The sequence below is a fragment of the Tistrella mobilis genome, from assembly GCF_041468085.1.
In the GTDB taxonomy this organism is placed as follows: Bacteria; Pseudomonadota; Alphaproteobacteria; order Tistrellales; family Tistrellaceae; genus Tistrella; species Tistrella mobilis_A.
The window spans coordinates 4,191,841-4,208,883 of record NZ_CP121017.1 but is presented as its reverse complement, the minus strand read 5'-3'; the positions used below and the strand labels follow the sequence as shown (position 1 = coordinate 4,208,883).

At 68.0% G+C, this 17,043-nt stretch carries 16 protein-coding genes; 6 read left to right on the top strand and 10 right to left on the bottom strand.

Annotation, left to right across the window (positions count from 1 at the left end; translation table 11 throughout):
- Window positions 1-109 precede the first annotated feature (109 nt).
- Window positions 110-1,792 (top strand): DUF1266 domain-containing protein, encoded by a 1,683-nt coding sequence (locus P7L68_RS24480; protein ID WP_372002425.1) that lies wholly within the window; start codon window positions 110-112, stop codon window positions 1,790-1,792.
- Window positions 1,793-1,877: 85 nt separating this feature from the next.
- On the opposite strand, the gene ychF is transcribed toward P7L68_RS24480, so the two are convergent.
- The 9 genes from ychF to lgt form a co-directional block, all read right to left on the bottom strand.
- Window positions 1,878-2,978: a redox-regulated ATPase YchF gene (gene ychF, locus P7L68_RS24475; protein ID WP_062761166.1), complete on the bottom strand. Its 1,101-nt coding sequence runs from the start codon at window positions 2,976-2,978 to the stop codon at window positions 1,878-1,880.
- A 4-nt stretch (window positions 2,979-2,982) separates the two neighbouring features.
- A complete protein-coding gene (gene pth / locus P7L68_RS24470) occupies window positions 2,983-3,633 on the bottom strand; it encodes an aminoacyl-tRNA hydrolase (protein ID WP_372002424.1) in 651 nt (216 codons plus the stop codon).
- A gap of 5 nt (window positions 3,634-3,638) precedes the next feature.
- Window positions 3,639-4,247, bottom strand: coding sequence for a 50S ribosomal protein L25/general stress protein Ctc (locus P7L68_RS24465; protein WP_372002423.1), 609 nt, complete (start codon window positions 4,245-4,247; stop codon window positions 3,639-3,641).
- A gap of 144 nt (window positions 4,248-4,391) precedes the next feature.
- On the bottom strand, window positions 4,392-5,324 hold the full coding sequence (locus tag P7L68_RS24460) for a ribose-phosphate pyrophosphokinase (RefSeq protein WP_041604782.1): 933 nt from the start codon (window positions 5,322-5,324) through the stop codon (window positions 4,392-4,394).
- A gap of 313 nt (window positions 5,325-5,637) precedes the next feature.
- The gene (locus P7L68_RS24455) at window positions 5,638-6,132 is read right to left on the bottom strand and encodes a DUF2165 family protein (protein WP_296717239.1); all 495 of its coding nucleotides are present in this window, start codon (window positions 6,130-6,132) and stop codon (window positions 5,638-5,640) included.
- Window positions 6,133-6,317: 185 nt separating this feature from the next.
- Window positions 6,318-8,072 (bottom strand): adenine deaminase, encoded by a 1,755-nt coding sequence (gene ade / locus P7L68_RS24450; protein ID WP_372002422.1) that lies wholly within the window; start codon window positions 8,070-8,072, stop codon window positions 6,318-6,320.
- A gap of 140 nt (window positions 8,073-8,212) precedes the next feature.
- On the bottom strand, window positions 8,213-9,031 hold the full coding sequence (pgeF, locus tag P7L68_RS24445; RefSeq protein WP_372002421.1) for a peptidoglycan editing factor PgeF: 819 nt from the start codon (window positions 9,029-9,031) through the stop codon (window positions 8,213-8,215).
- Window positions 9,032-9,067: 36 nt separating this feature from the next.
- Window positions 9,068-10,246: a class I SAM-dependent methyltransferase gene (locus P7L68_RS24440; protein WP_372002420.1), complete on the bottom strand. Its 1,179-nt coding sequence runs from the start codon at window positions 10,244-10,246 to the stop codon at window positions 9,068-9,070.
- Entirely contained in the window at window positions 10,243-11,061 is an 819-nt protein-coding gene (gene lgt, locus P7L68_RS24435; RefSeq protein ID WP_372002419.1) for a prolipoprotein diacylglyceryl transferase, read from the bottom strand. The genes P7L68_RS24440 and lgt overlap by 4 nt, the downstream gene beginning before the upstream one ends.
- Before the next feature lie 368 nt (window positions 11,062-11,429).
- On the opposite strand from lgt, the gene P7L68_RS24430 reads away from it, so the two are divergent.
- The 5 genes from P7L68_RS24430 (at window position 11,430) to P7L68_RS24410 (ending at window position 14,991) form a co-directional block, all read left to right on the top strand.
- A complete protein-coding gene (locus P7L68_RS24430) occupies window positions 11,430-11,771 on the top strand; it encodes an accessory factor UbiK family protein (RefSeq protein ID WP_372002418.1) in 342 nt (113 codons plus the stop codon).
- A 5-nt stretch (window positions 11,772-11,776) separates the two neighbouring features.
- Window positions 11,777-12,694 (top strand): DMT family transporter, encoded by a 918-nt coding sequence (locus tag P7L68_RS24425; protein WP_372006953.1) that lies wholly within the window; start codon window positions 11,777-11,779, stop codon window positions 12,692-12,694.
- Window positions 12,695-12,844: 150 nt separating this feature from the next.
- Window positions 12,845-13,654, top strand: a complete 810-nt coding sequence (locus P7L68_RS24420; protein WP_372002417.1) for an ArsR/SmtB family transcription factor — start codon at window positions 12,845-12,847, stop codon at window positions 13,652-13,654.
- Between the two features lie 278 nt (window positions 13,655-13,932).
- The gene (gene rpmB, locus P7L68_RS24415) at window positions 13,933-14,244 is read left to right on the top strand and encodes a 50S ribosomal protein L28 (RefSeq protein ID WP_298648605.1); all 312 of its coding nucleotides are present in this window, start codon (window positions 13,933-13,935) and stop codon (window positions 14,242-14,244) included.
- 198 nt (window positions 14,245-14,442) lie between these two features.
- On the top strand, window positions 14,443-14,991 hold the full coding sequence (locus tag P7L68_RS24410; protein ID WP_372002416.1) for a queuosine precursor transporter: 549 nt from the start codon (window positions 14,443-14,445) through the stop codon (window positions 14,989-14,991).
- Between the two features lie 4 nt (window positions 14,992-14,995).
- On the opposite strand, the gene P7L68_RS24405 is transcribed toward P7L68_RS24410, so the two are convergent.
- On the bottom strand, window positions 14,996-16,936 hold the full coding sequence (locus P7L68_RS24405; RefSeq protein WP_372002415.1) for a sigma 54-interacting transcriptional regulator: 1,941 nt from the start codon (window positions 16,934-16,936) through the stop codon (window positions 14,996-14,998).
- Window positions 16,937-17,043: the final 107 nt, after the last annotated feature.

Genomic DNA, 17,043 nt, shown 5'->3' with positions numbered 1-17,043 from the left:
TTGCCACAGGCGATCTGCCTGGCCGGCGGTTCACGACTATGGATCGGACGGCACCCGTGGAGACCGGACCCCAGGAGGCGGGACCTCTTCGTCGGAGCACGGGAAGCTGATGAGTCGTCAGGCAAGGGCGCAGTCCGCGCAATCGGGCGGGCGTAGTGAACGGAACATCGCCGAGGTCGCGGCCGAACTGCTGGGGTTCGCACGGGCGATGGATGGCGGCCGGCTGGATTACGACCGCCGGGCGGTGAGGCTGACCTTCGGCAGCGGCAGTGGTGACGGTGTTCTGGCTGTCGTCGTCGTTCTGGCGGCGGTGTCGCTGGCGGCCGGCATCGTCTCGCTGTTTCTGATGAAGGATCTGGCGCTCGCCGGTCTCGTCATGCCGGACTGGAGCTTCTTTGCGGCAGCATTGGTCCTGCTTGGTCTTGCGCTTCGTTTTGCCCCGCGGTCCGGTACGCATTTCGATCTGCGTCGGCGAACCGTGATCCATGGGGGGACGAAGCTGCCTTTCGACCGGATCCTGCCTGCGCAACTGGAGCTGAGGCCGGATGAGGAGGGGGTGGCCCTCAGCCTCGACCATCCGGACCTCAGTCAGCGGCTGGCGCATTTCCCGGCGGCGCAGATCGAGGTGGCACAGGTCGTGCGGGCGCGATTGGTGGAACTACTGGAACGGCGGCTTCCCTTCACGCGACCTGCCGGCCCGGCCGACGCCCCAGCCCCCGGCGCCCTGACCGATCTTCCGCAGGCGCCGGGACGGTTGACCCCTGTCCAGGGCTGGATCATCGGCGCCGGCGCAATCCTGGCCCGGGCCAGCGGCCACCCGGTCGACCGGGTCGGGGAGATGCCGGGACCGCTCGGCATGATCGGCCGGCGCAAGGCCGTGGCGCGGTTGCGCGAGGGCTGGGGCATTCTCGACGACAAAGATCTCGATCTGCAGGTCACGGCGCTGATGACCCGCGGACATCGTCAGGATTTCGGCTTCACCGCCCGTGCCGCCGGGCTGTCGGCGAGCGAGCGGATGCGCTATGGCCGGGCGCTTCATGCCCTCACCGACAGCGGATTGGCGGAGGATCCTGCCGCCCGGCAGCGCGCCCTTGCCGATCTGATTGCCCTGCGCTACGGCGCTCAAGGCCTGCAGGTGATGGGGGGCGTGCTGCGCCGCGCTCCGGAGACCGACCCCGCTGTCGTCGAACTGGCCGAGACCGCCATGCTTGGTCCGCTCTGGGATCCCGATGTCGACGCGGGCGAACTGGAGCCGCATTGGGCGCGGGCGCGCGAGATGGTCGGGGAGGCGTTCGGTGAGGAGGGGCTGCGCGCCTTCGACGCCTGGCGCGCGGCCTTCACGCGTGAGGTGATCGAGGTTCCGGGGGTGCTCGAACTGTATGTTCAGCTCCGGATTTTTCTGCACCAGCTGGCCGATCCGGATTTCCCGGCCGAGGAACTGGGCCGGTTGCGTCTTCTCGAAGCGGCTGGTCCCGGCGCCGTCATCCATGACCCGCACATGGCGTGGGATTTCGGCCGCGCGCTCATGCTGATCCGCTGGGGCCATATGGCCGGCTGGATCGACGAGGATGATGCCTGGATGCGCATGCTGCCGATCGCGCGCGAGATTCAGAGCGCCTATGGCTCCTGGTCCGACATGGCTGCGGCCTGTCTGGAGGGCCGTGCAGTGTGGTCGGGTGGCACGGACGGCGACCAGCCCGGATTCGAGAAGGCCGTGGCCCATCTTGAAGCCGATCCCGACAGCCCCTGGAACCGGCTCCCCTGGAGTCTGAAACTTGAGAAGGACTGGTGACCGGAACTGAAATGCGGAACGCCCGGCATGATCCCATGCCGGGCGTTTCGTATTCCGGATGCCGCCGCCGATCGGCGCGATGCCGTCAGACGTTGAACAGGAAATGGAAGACGTCGCCGTCGCGGACCACGTATTCTTTACCTTCCATGCGCAGCTTGCCGGCGGCCCGGGCTTCGGCTTCGCCGCCGCAGGCGATGTAGTCGTCGAAGGCGATGGTCTCGGCGCGGATGAAGCCGCGCTCGAAATCGGTGTGGATCGCACCGGCGGCCTGGGGCGCGGTGGCACCCCTGCGGACCGTCCAGGCGCGGGCCTCCTTGGGGCCGACGGTGAAGAAGGTCAGCAGGTCGAGCAGGCCATAGCCGGCGCGGATGACGCGGGCGAGACCGGTCTCTTCGAGGCCCAGCGCTTCCAGGAAGTCGCGCTTCTCGGCCTCGTCGGAGAGCATGGCGACCTCGCTCTCGATCTTGGCGGAGACCACGACCGCGGCGGCGCCTTCGGCCTCGGCCTTTGCGAAGACCTTCGCCGACAGCTCGTTGCCCTCGGCCGCAGCGCCTTCGTCGACATTGCAGACATAGAGCACCGGCTTGGCGGTCAGCAGCTGGAGCAGCTGGAAGGCGCGGCGCTCTTCCGCCTCGATCTTCACCGTGCGGGCCGGACGGCCCTCTTCCAGCGCCGCCAGAACCCGTCCGATCAGCTCCGCCTGGGCCTTGGCGTCCTTGTCGCCGCCCTTGGCGCGCTTCTCGATGCCGGCCATGCGCTTCTGCAGGCTTTCGAGATCGGCCAGCATCAGCTCGGTCTCGATGGTTTCGGCGTCGCGCAGCGGATCGACGCCGCCTTCGACATGGGTGATGTCGTCATCGACGAAGCAGCGCAGCACATGGGCGATGGCGTCGACCTCGCGGATATGGGCGAGGAACTGGTTGCCGAGGCCTTCACCCTTGCTGGCGCCGCGCACCAGGCCCGCGATGTCGACGAAGTCGAGCTGGGTCGGGATGATCTGCTTTGAGCCGGCGATGGCGGCAAGCTTGTCGAGGCGCGGATCCGGCACCATCACCCGGCCGGAATTCGGCTCGATGGTGCAGAAGGGATAGTTCGCCGCTTCCGCAGCTGCGGTGCTGGTCAGCGCGTTGAACAGGGTCGACTTGCCGATATTCGGCATGCCGACGATGCCGCATTTGAAGCCCATGGGATCACTCCTCGCCGCCGGTCGCACCCGCGGGCGGGGCACCCGCGGCATCCGGCTTCGCCGGCTTTGCCGGCTTCAGCGGTTTCGGCGGCCGGACGGCACCCGCAACCTTGCTCATATAGTCGCTCTCGCGGCCGGCCAGCAGCAGGGGCAGATGCACTGCCACTGCGTCGGTCAGATCGCGGAGCCAATCCTGCTCGGCCTTGGCGAAATCGCCCAGCACCCAGCCATGGACCCTGGCCTTGTCGCCCGGATGGCCGATACCCAGCCGCACACGCACGAAATCGGCCCCCATATGGCGGGTGATGTCGCGCAGGCCGTTATGGCCGGCATGGCCGCCGCCGGTCTTCACCCGCATCTTCGAGGGGGCGAGGTCAAGCTCGTCGTGGAACACGACGATCCGGCCCGGCTCGATCTTATGGAAGCGGGCAGCCTCGGCGACCGACCGGCCGCTCTCGTTCATGTAGGTGAGGGGCTTGAGCGCGATGGCACGCTCGGGGCCGATGCGACCCTCGGACATCTCGCCCTGGAACTTGCGGCGCCAGGGCGAGAAGCCATGGCGGCGGACGATTTCGTCCACCGCCATGAAGCCGATATTGTGGCGATTGCCGGCGTATTCGGGGCCGGGATTGCCCAGACCGACCAGCAGCCACATGATCGTCAGGCCTCTTCGCCGCCTTCGGCCTCACCCTCGGACAGGCCGGCCGGTGCCGCGATCGTCGCGATGGTGAAGTCGCGGTCGGTGATCGCCGGGCGGGTGCCCTTCGGCAGCTCGACGGCGCTGATGTGGATGCTGTCACCGATCTGGGCATTCGCCAGGTCGACGGTGATCGACTGCGGGATCGCGTCGGGGGCGCAGATCAGCTCGACCTCGTGACGAACGACGTTCAGCACGCCGCCCTTCTTGATGCCGGGGCAGGTCGCCTCGTTGGCGAAGTGCACGGCCACGTCGACGCGGATCTCGTGGTCACCGGTGAGGCGCAGCAGGTCGACATGCAGCGGCACGTCGGTGACGGGATGGAGCTGCACGTCGCGGGCAAGGACGCGGATGCTCTCACCGTCCAGCTTCACCTCGATCACGGTCGAGGCGAGATCCGGGGTACGGTTGAAGAACAGGCCGAACTCGCGGGCGTTGAACGACACCATCTGGGCGGGCTGCTTGCCGCCGTAGATCACGCCGGGGACGAGGCCGTCACGGCGGGCCTGACGCGCGGCCCCCTTACCGCCGCGGTCACGCGCCGTCGCATTCAGCACGGGCTGAGTGGTCATGAGGATGGTCTCCTGCTGGCCGGCGGTGCCTGTCTGTCTGGCCCGCCGGGGGGTTATGCCGGTTCGTTGACGTCTTGGTCCGGAAATACGGCAGGGCGGGCCTCCAGGGGTGCCCGCCCTTGATACCGTCAGGTGTCCGGGACGTCAGTCGAACAGGCTGGACACGGAACTTTCGTCGGCAATCCGGCGCATCGCCTCGCCGATCAGCGGCGCGATGCTCAGGCTGCGAATGTTGCGGGACACGCGCATCGCCTCGGTGGCGGCGATCGAGTCGGTCACGATCAGCTCTTCCAGCGCCGAGGAGGTTACGCGGGCGACGGCGCCGCCCGAGAGCACGCCGTGGCTGACATAGGCCTTCACCGACCGGGCGCCGTTGGCCATCAGGGCGGCGGCGGCGTTGCACAGCGTGCCGGCGCTGTCGACGATGTCGTCGATCAGGATGCAGTCCCGGTCCTCGACATCACCGATGATGTTCATCACCTCGGATACGCCGGCGCGCTCACGCCGCTTGTCGACGATGGCCAGATCGGCATCGATGCGCTTGGCGACCGCGCGGGCACGCACCACGCCGCCCACGTCGGGCGAGATCACCATCAGATTGCGGCCGGCCGACTTCTCCTGGATGTCGCGCACGATCACCGGCGCTGCATAGAGATTGTCGACCGGGATGTCGAAGAAACCCTGGATCTGACCGGCATGCAGGTCCAGCGTCAGAACGCGGTCGGCGCCGGCGGTGGTGATCAGATTCGCGACCAGCTTGGCCGAAATCGGCGTGCGCGGGCCGGGCTTACGATCCTGGCGGGCATAGCCGAAATAGGGAATGACGGCGGTGATGCGGCGGGCGGATGCGCGCTTCAGCGCATCCAGCGTCACCAGCAGCTCCATCAGATTGTCGTTCGCCGGATGGCTGGTCGACTGGATGACGAACACGTCCTCGCCACGGACGTTCTCCAGGATCTCGACGAACACTTCCATGTCGGAGAACCGGCGGATGTTCGCCTTGGTCAGGGGAAGGTTCAGGAACGTCGCGATGGCTTCGGCCAGCGGCCGGTTGCTGTTGCAAGCGATAACCTTCATCGACACTGCCCCGCGATGATCTGTCCGACTGTCCGGATGAGGAAGGTGAGGACGCACGTCCCGCCCGCGGGAACAGTCCCGGGGGTTTGCATGCCGATGGTCGGCTCAACCCTTGGTCGTGCCGGCCGTCCGTGCGAACTGTGCGAGAAAAGACGAGCGGCCGCAAGACGTTGTTCGACGTCCTCCGGGCCTGCCTTTGCGCGGGCGCAAAATAGCAAGGCGTCTCGAAGCTGTAAACATGCAGGCGGCGGGGGGCGTGTGCCCGCCCGGTGCATGCATGGCCGGAATGACACGGTACCGCCGCCGGGTACGGTCAGTCCGGATCGGGCTGGCCGACATAGATCACCACCGCCAGGATCGTGATGTAGAACCGGAAAGCCGGTGCCTGGCCGTTCCAGGTGGACGACTGCCACATGGCGAACCACTCGCCGCCGATCACCATGAAGCCCACGAACCAGACCAGAAAGCCCATGGCTGCGCCGAAATGGACCATCCGCTTGGCGCGGCCGAATTCTCCGGCCGTGCCGTTGACCCGGCGCAGCATGGCGATGCCGGCCACGGCGAACAGGGCCGCGGTGATGCCCTCGCCGGCGATGATCGCCCAATAGCCGATATGCCAGAAGATCGGATCGGTGATCGCCCGCCACATCAGCGCATTGCCGGGGAAGGTGTCGTCCATCGCCAGAACGTGAGACACGAAGGCGAAGTTCGATCCGTAGTCGGTCAGATTGTTGAAGGTGACGAGGAAGGCGAAGGCCGAGAGGCCAAGCACCATCACGATCTTGGCCACACGCGACGCAGCAGGCATGAACGCTCGCTCCCTGGGACCGGGCGGTTTACCCCCGGTCCGGACACTCCTGACCGGAGGTCCCTGTCCCGGAACGGGGTCCGCCTCACATCATTATGCAACTGGCCATCATGCCCAGAAGCAGCACCAAGGTGAAGATGATCAGATGGGGCACGCGTGCGGCTTTCTTGTGGGGGCGGGGCGGTTCAGGCGGCGAGCAGGCGGAAGCGGTCGACGTCGACCAGCCCCATATCGGTGATCTTGAGATGCGGGATCACCGGCAGCGGAAGGAAGGCGAGCTGGAGGAAGGGCTCTGCCAGCCGGCAGCCGATGGCCCGGGCCGCCGCGCGCAGCGCCACCAGCCGGTCGCGGACGTGATCGGCACCGGCATCGCTCATCAGCCCGGCGACGGGCAGGGCGAGATCGGCCAGAACCCGGCCGTCGCGTACCACGACGAACCCGCCGCCCATGCTGATCAGCCGGTTCACCGCCACGGCCATGTCGGCATCGCCTGCCCCCACCACACAGATATTGTGGCTGTCATGGCCGACGGAAGAGGCGATGGCGCCGTCCGGGAAGCCGAAGCCGGTGACGAAGCCGCGGCCGACATTGCGATTGGTGCCGTGGCGGGCAAGCACCGCAACCTTCAGCAGGTCGCGGGACGGATCCGCCCGCCGCTCGCCGTCGGCATAGGGCAGCGCCATGGTCAGGTGATCGGTGATCAGGCTGCCGGGGCGGACGCCGATCACCGGCGCCCCCGGCCCCTGGGCCGGCACCCGGAAGATGTCGGGGGTCACCGGCGGCAGCTTGACCGAGCCGAAGCCGACCGGTGCCGGCATGGCGTGATGATCGAAGAGTCCATCCTCCACCACCCGGCCGTTGCGGATGACGGTTGCAACGGCGCAGTGATCCAGATCATCCAGCACCACGATGTCCGCCCGCCGCCCCGGCGCGACCAGCCCCCGGTCCCGGAGTCTGAAGCCCTGTGCCGCCGACCAGGTGGCGGCGCGGTAGACGGCGCCTGCCGGTGCGCCGGCCTTGATGGCGGCCCGGATCAGATGGTCGAGATGGCCCTCTTCGGCGATGTCGAGCGGGTTGCGGTCGTCGGTGCAGAAGGCGAAGAAGGGGGAGTTGCGCCAGTCGAGCAGCGGCGCCAACGCCGCCACGTCCTTCGAGACGCTGCCGTCGCGGATCAGAACCTGCATGCCCTTGCCGATCTTCTCCAGCGCCTCGGCCCGGTTGGTGCATTCGTGGCAGTTGCGGATACCGCAGGCGAGATAGGCATCGAGATCGCGCCCCGAGAGCAGTGGCGCGTGGCCATCGATATGGGCACCGTCGAAGGCGGCCAGTTTGTCCAGCACCTCGTCGTCGAGATGCAGAACGCCCGGTACGTTCATGAATTCGGCCAGGCCGATGACCGAGGGGTGATCGCGGAAGGCGACCAGATCGTCGGCGCTCAGCCGGGCGCCCGAGGTTTCAAGCCCGGTTGCCGGCACGCAGGAGGAGAGCTGCACCCTGAGGTCCAGTGCCGTATGCAGGCTGGCGTCCAGGAAGTAGCGCAGCCCTTCGGTGCCCAGCACATTGCAGATCTCATGCGGGTCCGAGATGGCGGTGGTGGTGCCGCGGGCCAGCGCCAGCCGGTCGAATTCGGCCGGCGTCACCAGCGTGCTCTCGACATGGACATGGGTGTCGATGAAACCCGGCACGATCACCCGGTTGCGGGCATCGACCTCGCGCCGGCCGCGATAGCCGGGGCCGACGCCCACGATCATATCGCCGGTGACGGCGACGTCGGCCGCCTCCAGCACACCGGTCGCAAGGTTCAGCACCCGGCCGCCGCGGACCACCAGATCGGCGGCCTCGCGGCCGAGTGCCTGATCGATCCGCCGTTTCAGCACGGCTTTGGTCCGATCACGTGTCTGGTGTGAGGCCCCGGTCTCGCGGGGGGCGGCGCTGGCCATCGGCTTTGCCTCCGGATGCATGCAGACATCCCTGCGGCCGCATGAAAGGGCCGCGCGGGGTTCGTTGGAATCTGGTGTGGCGGGGCAGGGCCGGCAAGCGGTCGGCATGCCGGCCCTCGCTCACCTGTCTCCGCCTATGCTCAATCGAGCAGCACGATCGCCGAGACCTGGCGGCCGTAATCCGGTTCCCGCCGATGAGTGGTGCGGCGATAGGAGAAGAGTGTCTCGTGGGCACCATAAGTGTCGGTGCCGACGGCTTCGGCCGTGATCCGGTTTCGCCTCAGCCGGGCGAGCAGATAGCCCGGCAGGTCGAAATGCAGCCGGTCGTTGCGTCCCGGGCTGAAGAAACCGGCCGCGGCCGGATCGGCGGCCATGGCGGCGTCGCGAAGCTCGGGCCCCACCTCATAGCTCGGTCCGGCGATGCAGGGGCCGATCACGGCACGGATACGGCTCCGGCTCGCCCCCAGCGCCTCCATCGCCTCGACGGTCGCATCGGTGGCACCGCCGACCGCGCCTTTCCAGCCGGCATGGGTGGCGCCGACCACCCGGGCCTCGGCATCGGCGAACAGCACCGGCGCGCAATCGGCGGCGAGGGCGCCAAGGACGATGCCCGGTAACCGGGTGACCATGCCGTCGGCATGGGGGCGGCCTTCAGCACCGCGGCCGGCTTCGGGATAAAGCGCCAGCCCGTCCTCGTCGACCGTGATAACACGGCGGCCATGGACCTGATGGTTGGTGAGCAGGTGACGGGGCTGCGGCGACAGGGCGGAGGCCACGCGGCGACGGTTCTCGGCGACGGCCGCCCTGTCGTCGTCACTGCCCGGGCCGCAATTCAGGCTGGCGTAGAGGCCGGTGGAGACACCGCCCTGCCGGCCGAAAAAGCCATGGGCGATACCGGGCAGGTCGAGCAGCCCGTGGCGGTCATGCGGCGGCCGGTCGTTCATGGGGGGCAGTGTCATCGGTCGGCCTCCTCGCGGGGCAGAGTGCGGCGGGGCTTAAAGACCGGCGTCGAAGCCGGGCACCGGGGCGAAGCCGGGGGGCGCCGACCGGCCGGGGGGGGTCAGGGCCAGCACCTTGAACAGGCGGCCCATCTCTTCGGGGGCCGTCAGGCGCTTCAGGGCAGTGGCGATCTGGGCGCGCTCCCGGCCGTTGCGGGCGCCGCGAGCCAGGCGTTCGGCACGGGCACCGATGCCGAGGCGGCCCAGAAAGCTGCCTTGATCGACGGGGCCATGGGCCACGGCACCGCCTGCGGTCGCGGCGGCGGCCAGACGCTCGAAATCGACGTGAACCGTCAGGTCGGCACGGCCCGGTTCTTCCAGCGGGTCGGCATGGGCATGGGCCTTCACGGCCTGGAAGGTGTCGCCGGGGGCGCTGATGCCGTGGCCGTAATCGACGATCAGCGCCGCACCGCCCAGGGCGGCCAGTCGGGTGCCGATGGTGCCGGCGATCGAGATCGATGCCGGCTGGACCTCGGCAATTGCCCCGGCAGGGATCTCGGCAAGCGATGCACGGGCGATGCGCGGGGTAAGCAGGGCGGCAGCCGGGCTGGGGTCGGGGGACAGGCCGTAACGGAACCGGCCCGGCCGGTCGGGATCGAGGTCGATCATCCGTTCCGACCAGAAGCCGTCGGGGCGCCGGACCAGTTGGCGGACCGGCAGGGCATCGAAGAACTCGTTGGCGACCAGCAGCAGTGGCCGGTCGTCGGGCAGGCCGTCGACCGTGTCGTGCCAGACCGGCGGCCGCGCGAGCCCGGCATCGGTGACGGCCAGGGCCTGAGCCTCCCGCAGGCGCGGGCTCTGCTCCACGAAATGCAGCGACACCCGGTCCAGAAGGCCCGGCATCATCTTCATTGCCCGCAGCGCATCGGCCATCAGCGTACCGCGCCCGGGGCCCAGTTCCGCCAGCGTGACCGCCGGCGGCTGGCCGGCCTCATCCCAGGCGACCGCCAGCCACAGCCCGATCAGCTCGCCGAACATCTGGCTGATCTCCGGCGCCGTGACGAAATCGCCATCGGCACCGAACGGTTCGCGGGTCGTATAATAGCCGTGCTGCGGATGACCGAGCACGAGACCCATATAGGTACCGAGGGTGATCGGCCCGTCGATGGCAATTCGTCCGGCGATGATCCGGCCGAGCGGGGTGTCGGCGGGGGGGAGTGGTGTGGCTTCGGTCATTCGCGGCCCTGCCCGGTGGCGGCGCCGGTCCGGCCACGGGCGCGGAGCACCAGATAGACGCCGATCAGGAACATGGGCAGAGAGAGCAGCTGGCCCATGGTCAACCCGGCCGCAAGGAAGCCCAGGAAGGCATCGGGCATGCGGAACAGTTCGGCGATGGATCGGGTGATGGCATAACCCATCAGGAAATAGCCGGCCAGCAGTCCCGGCCGGGCCCAGGTTTCCCGGCGCCGGGCGATGAACCACAGCACCACGAACAGCAGCAGACCTTCAAGCAGGGCCTCGTAGATCTGGCTCGGGTGGCGCGGTTCCGGCCCGGCCATCGGGAAGATCATGCCCCAGGGAAGGTCCGTGGGCCGCCCCCAGAGTTCGCCGTTGATGAAGTTGGCGATCCGGCCGAAGAACAGACCGATCGGCGCCGCCGCCGCCACCAGGTCGCCGACGCTCAGCGGGTTGACGCCCTTGGTCCGGGCGAAGAGGGCAAGCGAGACCGCCACCCCCAGAAGCCCGCCGTGGAAGGACATGCCACCCTTCCAGACCATCGGGATCTCCAGCAGGTGCTGGGCGTAGTAGTCCGGGCGATAGAACAGGACATAGCCAAGCCGGCCGCCCAGGATGACGCCGAACGCGACCCAGACCAGCAGGTCGTCGATCGACCGCTCGTCAAGGCCGAGAGTGTGGCGCCGGGTGAGGCCGACAACATAGCGCCAGCCGATCAGCAGGCCTGCGATATAGGCCAGAGCGTACCAGCGGATGGCGATCGGACCGATGGCAATCGCAACCGGGTCGATGTCGGGGAAAGTCAGGCCGGTCATCGGCAGCGGGCCTCGTGGAGATATCGGGATCGGGTGGTGGCGGCAGTCTAAGGGGGGCGCTCCTGCCGCTCAAGCAGTGCCGCCGGAGAGTGTGCCACCCGGGTGGTGACATCTTCGAGACCCGACGATATCTGCAGGCCGGACATGTGAATGTGATACTGTTAACGAAGCGGTGACCATGTTATGGATCCGCAGGGGCCGAACCCCGTGCATCACGCGTTCTGTCGGGTGGTGCCGGCAAGGGCGGGCCCCGTATCCTGCAAGCCAATGTACACGTCCTCCAGGTCCGTGTCCGCCTGCCGGGCCGACCGGGCATAAGCCCGGGATTCCGGCCCGCCTCCGGCCACCGGCCGCCCGGGAGATCGCCGATGCAGAGCAATAACCCCTTCTTCGACGACATGGCCCGCGTCGCCAGCGGCGCCATGAGCGGCTTTGCCGGTCTGCGCCAGGAGATGGACCAGTTGGTCCGCTCACGTGTCGAACGGATGTTGGCCGAAATGGGTGCCGTGACCCGTGAAGAGGCGGATGCGTTGCGGGCCCTCGCCGAAGGCCAGGCCGGGCGGATTGCGGCCCTTGAGACGCGGATTGCGGCGCTGGAGGCTGCGGCCGCTCCGGTTGCCGGAACACCGGTCTCCGAATCCGCGGCAGCCGATGCCCCCCAGGCAGAGGCTCCCCAGGCGGACGCCCCGGACGAACGGTCGGCCTCTTGACCGCGATGCCCGGTACCGGAATGGTGCCGGCCCGTCCCGGCATGGCCGCTGCCGCTCTCTGGATGGGCGTGCTTGCGGTGTCGACCGGTGCGATCTTTGCGCGCCTGGCAGATGCGCCGGCCCTGGTGATCGCCACCGGCCGCCTTGCCATCGCCAGCCTGCTGATCCTGCCGCTGATGGGCATGCGTCATCGCAGTGCGATCCGCAGGCTCGGCCGGCGCCACCTGTTGATCGCAGTGGTGTCGGGCGCCTTTCTGGCGCTGCATTTTGCGACATGGATCAGCTCGCTCTCCTATACCTCCATCGCCAATTCGGTGTTGCTGGTCAACACGGTGCCGATCTGGACCGCACTCGGTGGTCTCGTGCTCGGCATCGACCGGCTCGATCGGCGGGGCTGGATGGCGGTGGGCCTCGCCGTCATTGGCACCCTCATCGTCTCGACGCCCTCGGCCGATCTTTCGGGCGACGGGCTTCTGGGCAATGCCCTGGCGCTTGTCGGCGGGGCGGCGATGGCGGCCTATCTGCTGTGCGGACGTGCCCTCAGGGCCAGGCTCGACCTCGTGCCTTACGTGATGCTGGCCTATGGTGTCGCGGCCGTGATTCTCCTTTCGGTCACGCTCGCAGCCGGCCTGCCTCTTCTGGGACACGGGACAGCCACATATCTGGCCCTTGTGGGAATGGCGCTTATCCCCCAACTAATTGGTCACAGCACCTATAACTGGTCGCTGAAGGCCCTGCCGGCGACGGCGGTGTCGATCTCTCTCATGGGGGAGGCGGTGTTCGCCAGTCTGTGGGGATGGCTTCTCTTCCAGGAGAGCCTGCCACCCGCGACGCTCGGCGGTGGAGTTCTGGTTCTGGCCGGCATCGTATTGGCCCAGACCAGCCTCGACCGAACACGGCGCGCGCAGGACGGTGGCGCCTGAGGGCAGGATCCGGTCACCGGAACCATACCCGACGGATTTCCACCCAGCCTGCGCCTGTCATGCGCGATGGTCCGGATCCCGGATACCTCCGCAGCTCTGCCTCCTTATTGACACTTGTTCCCGCCGGGTCTCGGACCCACGATCGAGCTCATGGACGACGATCTCATCTGGAAAGCGCTCTCGGACCCAAGCCGCAGGCGCATCATCGAACTTCTTCACGCGCAGCCCCGCCGCACCGGCGATCTGGCCGCCTGCTTCGACGTGACCCGTTTCGCGGTCATGAAGCATCTCGACCTTCTGGTCGAGGCAGGGCTGGTCACGGTGGAACGGCGCGGCCGCGAACGCTGGAACCGGCTGGCGCTCGAACGCCTCACGCCGACCGTCGCCGGCTGGCTTGCCCAGTTCGCGGTGGGGGCCGAAGCCGAACAGGGCAATCTGCCCGGTGCGGTCGAAGCCATGGCGATCGAGGCGGCTGTCGAGATCGACCTGCCCCGTCGGCGCGCCTATCTGCTTTTCGTCGAACAGGCGGAAAACTGGTGGCCGCGTGAGGGCGAGGGGCGGGTTCGCCTGGAAGCTGCAACCGGCGGCTGGCTCTATCTCGACCGCGGCCCCGGCCGGCCCCAGATGATCTGGGCCGTGATCGGCGATGCCCGGGCGCCGGCGGCGATCGAACTGATCGGCGCCTGCGGCCAGAAGGGTGTCGAAAGCGCCCGAACCCGTCTCGTCTTCGAAAAGGCGGGCAAGGGCCGTACCGTGGTCCATCTGCGCACCGATGCCCTGGTGACGTTGGATCAGGCCGGACGCGAGCGCTATCGTGCGTTCTGGCGCCGTCTGCTGACCGACGCCTATGCGGGCTATGCCGATACTCAGGCGGGCCCCGCGGAAGCCGACCTCGACCTTGAGGACGAGGATGCCCACGGCGAGCCGCAGAACGCCTGGGTGGCCGGCGCCATCCGCTGACGTTTGAGCGTCGTCCGCACTTGGCTCTGCCCCCGGCGGGCCGGATCAGCATCCGGCACCGTCGGGGGTTTGTATGTCTGCGCGGGGAGCTTGCGATTTCACCGCCGGATTCCCGGCCCCCGGCCTAAATCGCTGATTTTTCCTTGACGATCGGGGCCGGCTCGCCTAAAGACACGGTCTCCGAAAGGTGCCCGACCCGGGTGCCGCCATCGACGACGCCGGCGCGGCGCATCGTCCGAAGGTTTCAACAAGCGTCCGCCCGCTGAAGGTTTCCAAACATGGCCCGTCGTTGCGAGCTTACCGGTAAGCGTTACATGGCAGGCAACAATGTCAGCCATGCCCACAACAAGACCCGTCGTCGCTTCAACCCGAACGTCCAGGACACCGGCATCTATTCCGACGTGCTGGGCCGTCTGGTCCGCCTGAAGGTCGCCGTGTCGACCCTGCGTTCGATCGAGCGTCGCGGTGGCCTCGATGCCTTCCTCGCCGGTGCCCGCGAGGTTGAGCTGTCGCCCGACGCCCGCCGGCTGAAGAAGCTGATCGTCGAGAAGCGTGCCGCTCGCGCTGCGGAGTTTGCCGCCGCCGAGTGATGCCGGAGCCCCTTGAGGGTTCCGCCGCTCCAGATCCAGAAGGACCCGCACCGGACACGGTTGCGGGTCCTTCTGCGTTCGAACAGACTATCCGGGGAGGCGCAGTCACGTGCCGCCCCGCCACCCGACGGCCTGTATCGCCGTCCGGACGGCCGCGAAGATCCGCCTGCCGTCCCATTGGGAAAGAGACCGCCTTCCATGGTTCATGCGCTGCACCGCCTCTGGCTGCCGATTCTGGCGATGACCGTTGCCGTCGTCGCCTCCAACATACTGGTTCAGTATCCGATCAACGACTGGCTGACCTGGGGGGCCTTTACCTATCCGGCGGCCTTTCTGGTCACCGATCTGACCAATCGTCGCTACGGCACCGCATCCGCCCGCCGGGTGGTTTATGCCGGTTTCGCGATTGCGGTGGCCATGTCCCTTTGGCTGGCCGATCCGCGGATCGCGCTCGCCTCGGGGGCGGCCTTCCTGGTTTCGCAGCTGATGGATGTGACGGTGTTCGACCGGTTGCGGCGACGGCCCTGGTGGCAGGCGCCGCTGATCTCATCATCGCTCGCCTCGGCCTTCGATACGGTGCTGTTCTTCACCATCGCCTTCGTCGGCACCGGCCTGCCCTGGGTCAGTTGGGCGGTGGGCGACTGGGGGGTGAAGATGGCCATGGCGCTGGCCATGCTGGTGCCCTATCGCGCCCTGATGCAGATCCTGCTGCCGCTGCCCGCGGACCCCGTGCGCCCGCGCAACTGATCGCCTATCCCGGCCTGTAGCGGCGCGGTTCCAGCCCCAGGGCCCGGATCCGGGAGGCCAGTGTGGTTGCCGGCAGGCCGAGCAGGGCGGCGGCTCCGTTCGGACCGTAGACCCGGCCACCGCAGCGGCTGAGGGCGACTTCGATCATCCGGCGGTCGCGGTCGCGGCGGCCGGCCTCGGTCAATATGCCGTCCTCGAACTCCGCCATTGCAGGTGCGGCAGGCGGTGGTACCCGGCCGGCATGGCGGGTGGTGTCGGAAGGCTCCAGATCGAAGCGCAGCCGGCCCCCCCGGGCCAGGATCGCCGCCCGTTCGATCACATTCTCCAGCTCCCGGACATTGCCCGGCCAGTCATAGCCGGTCAGCCGCTCCACGTCGCCCCGGGTCAGCCGGAGCTCGGGGATGTTCAGCCGCCGGCAGGTCTTGGCCAGGAAATGGGCCGCCAGCAGCGGCACGTCATCCAACCGTTCGCGCAGGGGCACGCTCTCGATCGGGAAGACGTTGAGGCGGAAATAGAGATCCTCGCGGAACCGGCCGCGGCGTACCTGATCCTTCAGGTCGCGATTGGTGGCGGCCACGATCCGTACATCGACCGCCCGGGTCCGCTCTTCGCCGACCCGCTCGAAATGGCCCTCCTGCAGCACTCGCAGCAGTTTGCTCTGCAGTTCCAGCGGGATCTCGCCCACCTCGTCCAGGAACAGCGTGCCGCCATCGGCCAGGTCGAACCGGCCGACCCGGTCGCGCACCGCGCCGGTAAAGGCGCCGCGGACATGGCCGAAGAACTCGCTTTCGAACAGCTCCCGCGGGATGGCCGCGCAGTTCACCCGGATCAGCGGCCGGTGTGACCGCCGGCCGGCTTCGTGGATCGCGCGTGCGATCAGCTCCTTGCCGGTGCCGCTTTCGCCGGTGATCAGCACATTCGCATCCGTCGGTGCCACCAGGTCGATCTGGCGGGCGATGGTCTGGATGGCGGCGCTGCGGCCGATGATGTGGTGGTGGTTGACCTCGGTGCGGATCTCTTCCAGCAGATAGGCGTTCTCGCGTTCCAGCCGCTCGCGCAGCGCATCGACCTCGGCCAGGGCGGCATGCAGCCGTTCCTCTGCCTCGCGCCGGCTGGTGACGTCGCGGAACACGATCACGGCGCCGACCACGACGCCGCGATCGCGAATCGGCGTGCTGGTATACTCCACCCGGATCGGCCGGCCATCCTTCCGCCAGAACACCTCATCGTCGATCTGGCGGACTTCGCCTTCGCGGAAGGCGGCGTAGATCGGGCATTCGTGCTCGGGATAATGGCTGCCATCGGCATGGGTGTGGTGGACCATGCCGTGCATGTCGCGGCCGACCAGCTCTTCCGCCCGCCAGCCCAGCAGACGTTCAGCGGCGGGGTTGACGAAAGTGGTATGGCCGTCGGCGTTGATGCCGTAGATGCCTTCGCCGGCGGCCCTCAGGATCAGCTGGTTCTGCCGTTCGACATCGCGGAAGAAGCGTTCCACCCGCCGCCACTCGGCGATGCCACCCTTGAGATAGGCGTCGGCTTCGGCATCGACCTCGCGGCGATGACGTTCTTCCAGATCCGAAATGGTCAGCAGGACCAGCCCGGCACCGGCCCCGTCGAGCCGTGCGCCCTCGTATTCGACCGCGACCTCGCTGCCATCCGCACGGCTGGGGGCCAGACCCCGGGTGACCGCCTGGCCCTGGTCCAGAACGGCCTCGGTGAAGACCACCAGCGCCGGTATCTGGCCCTTGTGCAGTTCGCTCATCCGCCGTGTGACGAGCACCTCCGGCGCCAGGCCGAACAGCCGGCCTGCCGCCGGGTTGGCATGCAGGATCAGATCGGCCACCGGATCGAAGACCAGCATCGGCCGCGGGCTGGCGGCAATGATCACCGCCGCCAGGGCATCGGACCGGCGGGCGTGGTCGGGTGGTGCTGCGGTATCGGGCATGGCGTCCTCCGGGCAGGACCGGGAAGGGCGCGGGGGTATGTGGAAGCCTAGCACGAAACTTCGTGAAGCCAACCGCGATATCCCGTGGATCACGAGATATCGTGAGC

What these genes read in the sequence shown, in the direction of transcription:
- P7L68_RS24480 (WP_372002425.1), top strand. Translation starts at nt 110, where the DNA reads ATGAGTCGTCAGGCAAGGGCGCAGTCCGCGCAATCGGGCGGGCGTAGT.
- ychF (WP_062761166.1), bottom strand. Translation starts at nt 2,978, where the DNA reads ATGGGCTTCAAATGCGGCATCGTCGGCATGCCGAATATCGGCAAGTCG.
- pth (WP_372002424.1), bottom strand. Translation starts at nt 3,633, where the DNA reads ATGTGGCTGCTGGTCGGTCTGGGCAATCCCGGCCCCGAATACGCCGGC.
- P7L68_RS24465 (WP_372002423.1), bottom strand. Translation starts at nt 4,247, where the DNA reads ATGACCACTCAGCCCGTGCTGAATGCGACGGCGCGTGACCGCGGCGGT.
- P7L68_RS24460 (WP_041604782.1), bottom strand. Translation starts at nt 5,324, where the DNA reads ATGAAGGTTATCGCTTGCAACAGCAACCGGCCGCTGGCCGAAGCCATC.
- P7L68_RS24455 (WP_296717239.1), bottom strand. Translation starts at nt 6,132, where the DNA reads ATGCCTGCTGCGTCGCGTGTGGCCAAGATCGTGATGGTGCTTGGCCTC.
- ade (WP_372002422.1), bottom strand. Translation starts at nt 8,072, where the DNA reads ATGGCCAGCGCCGCCCCCCGCGAGACCGGGGCCTCACACCAGACACGT.
- pgeF (WP_372002421.1), bottom strand. Translation starts at nt 9,031, where the DNA reads ATGACACTGCCCCCCATGAACGACCGGCCGCCGCATGACCGCCACGGG.
- P7L68_RS24440 (WP_372002420.1), bottom strand. Translation starts at nt 10,246, where the DNA reads ATGACCGAAGCCACACCACTCCCCCCCGCCGACACCCCGCTCGGCCGG.
- lgt (WP_372002419.1), bottom strand. Translation starts at nt 11,061, where the DNA reads ATGACCGGCCTGACTTTCCCCGACATCGACCCGGTTGCGATTGCCATC.
- P7L68_RS24430 (WP_372002418.1), top strand. Translation starts at nt 11,430, where the DNA reads ATGCAGAGCAATAACCCCTTCTTCGACGACATGGCCCGCGTCGCCAGC.
- P7L68_RS24425 (WP_372006953.1), top strand. Translation starts at nt 11,777, where the DNA reads ATGCCCGGTACCGGAATGGTGCCGGCCCGTCCCGGCATGGCCGCTGCC.
- P7L68_RS24420 (WP_372002417.1), top strand. Translation starts at nt 12,845, where the DNA reads ATGGACGACGATCTCATCTGGAAAGCGCTCTCGGACCCAAGCCGCAGG.
- rpmB (WP_298648605.1), top strand. Translation starts at nt 13,933, where the DNA reads ATGGCCCGTCGTTGCGAGCTTACCGGTAAGCGTTACATGGCAGGCAAC.
- P7L68_RS24410 (WP_372002416.1), top strand. Translation starts at nt 14,443, where the DNA reads ATGGTTCATGCGCTGCACCGCCTCTGGCTGCCGATTCTGGCGATGACC.
- P7L68_RS24405 (WP_372002415.1), bottom strand. Translation starts at nt 16,936, where the DNA reads ATGCCCGATACCGCAGCACCACCCGACCACGCCCGCCGGTCCGATGCC.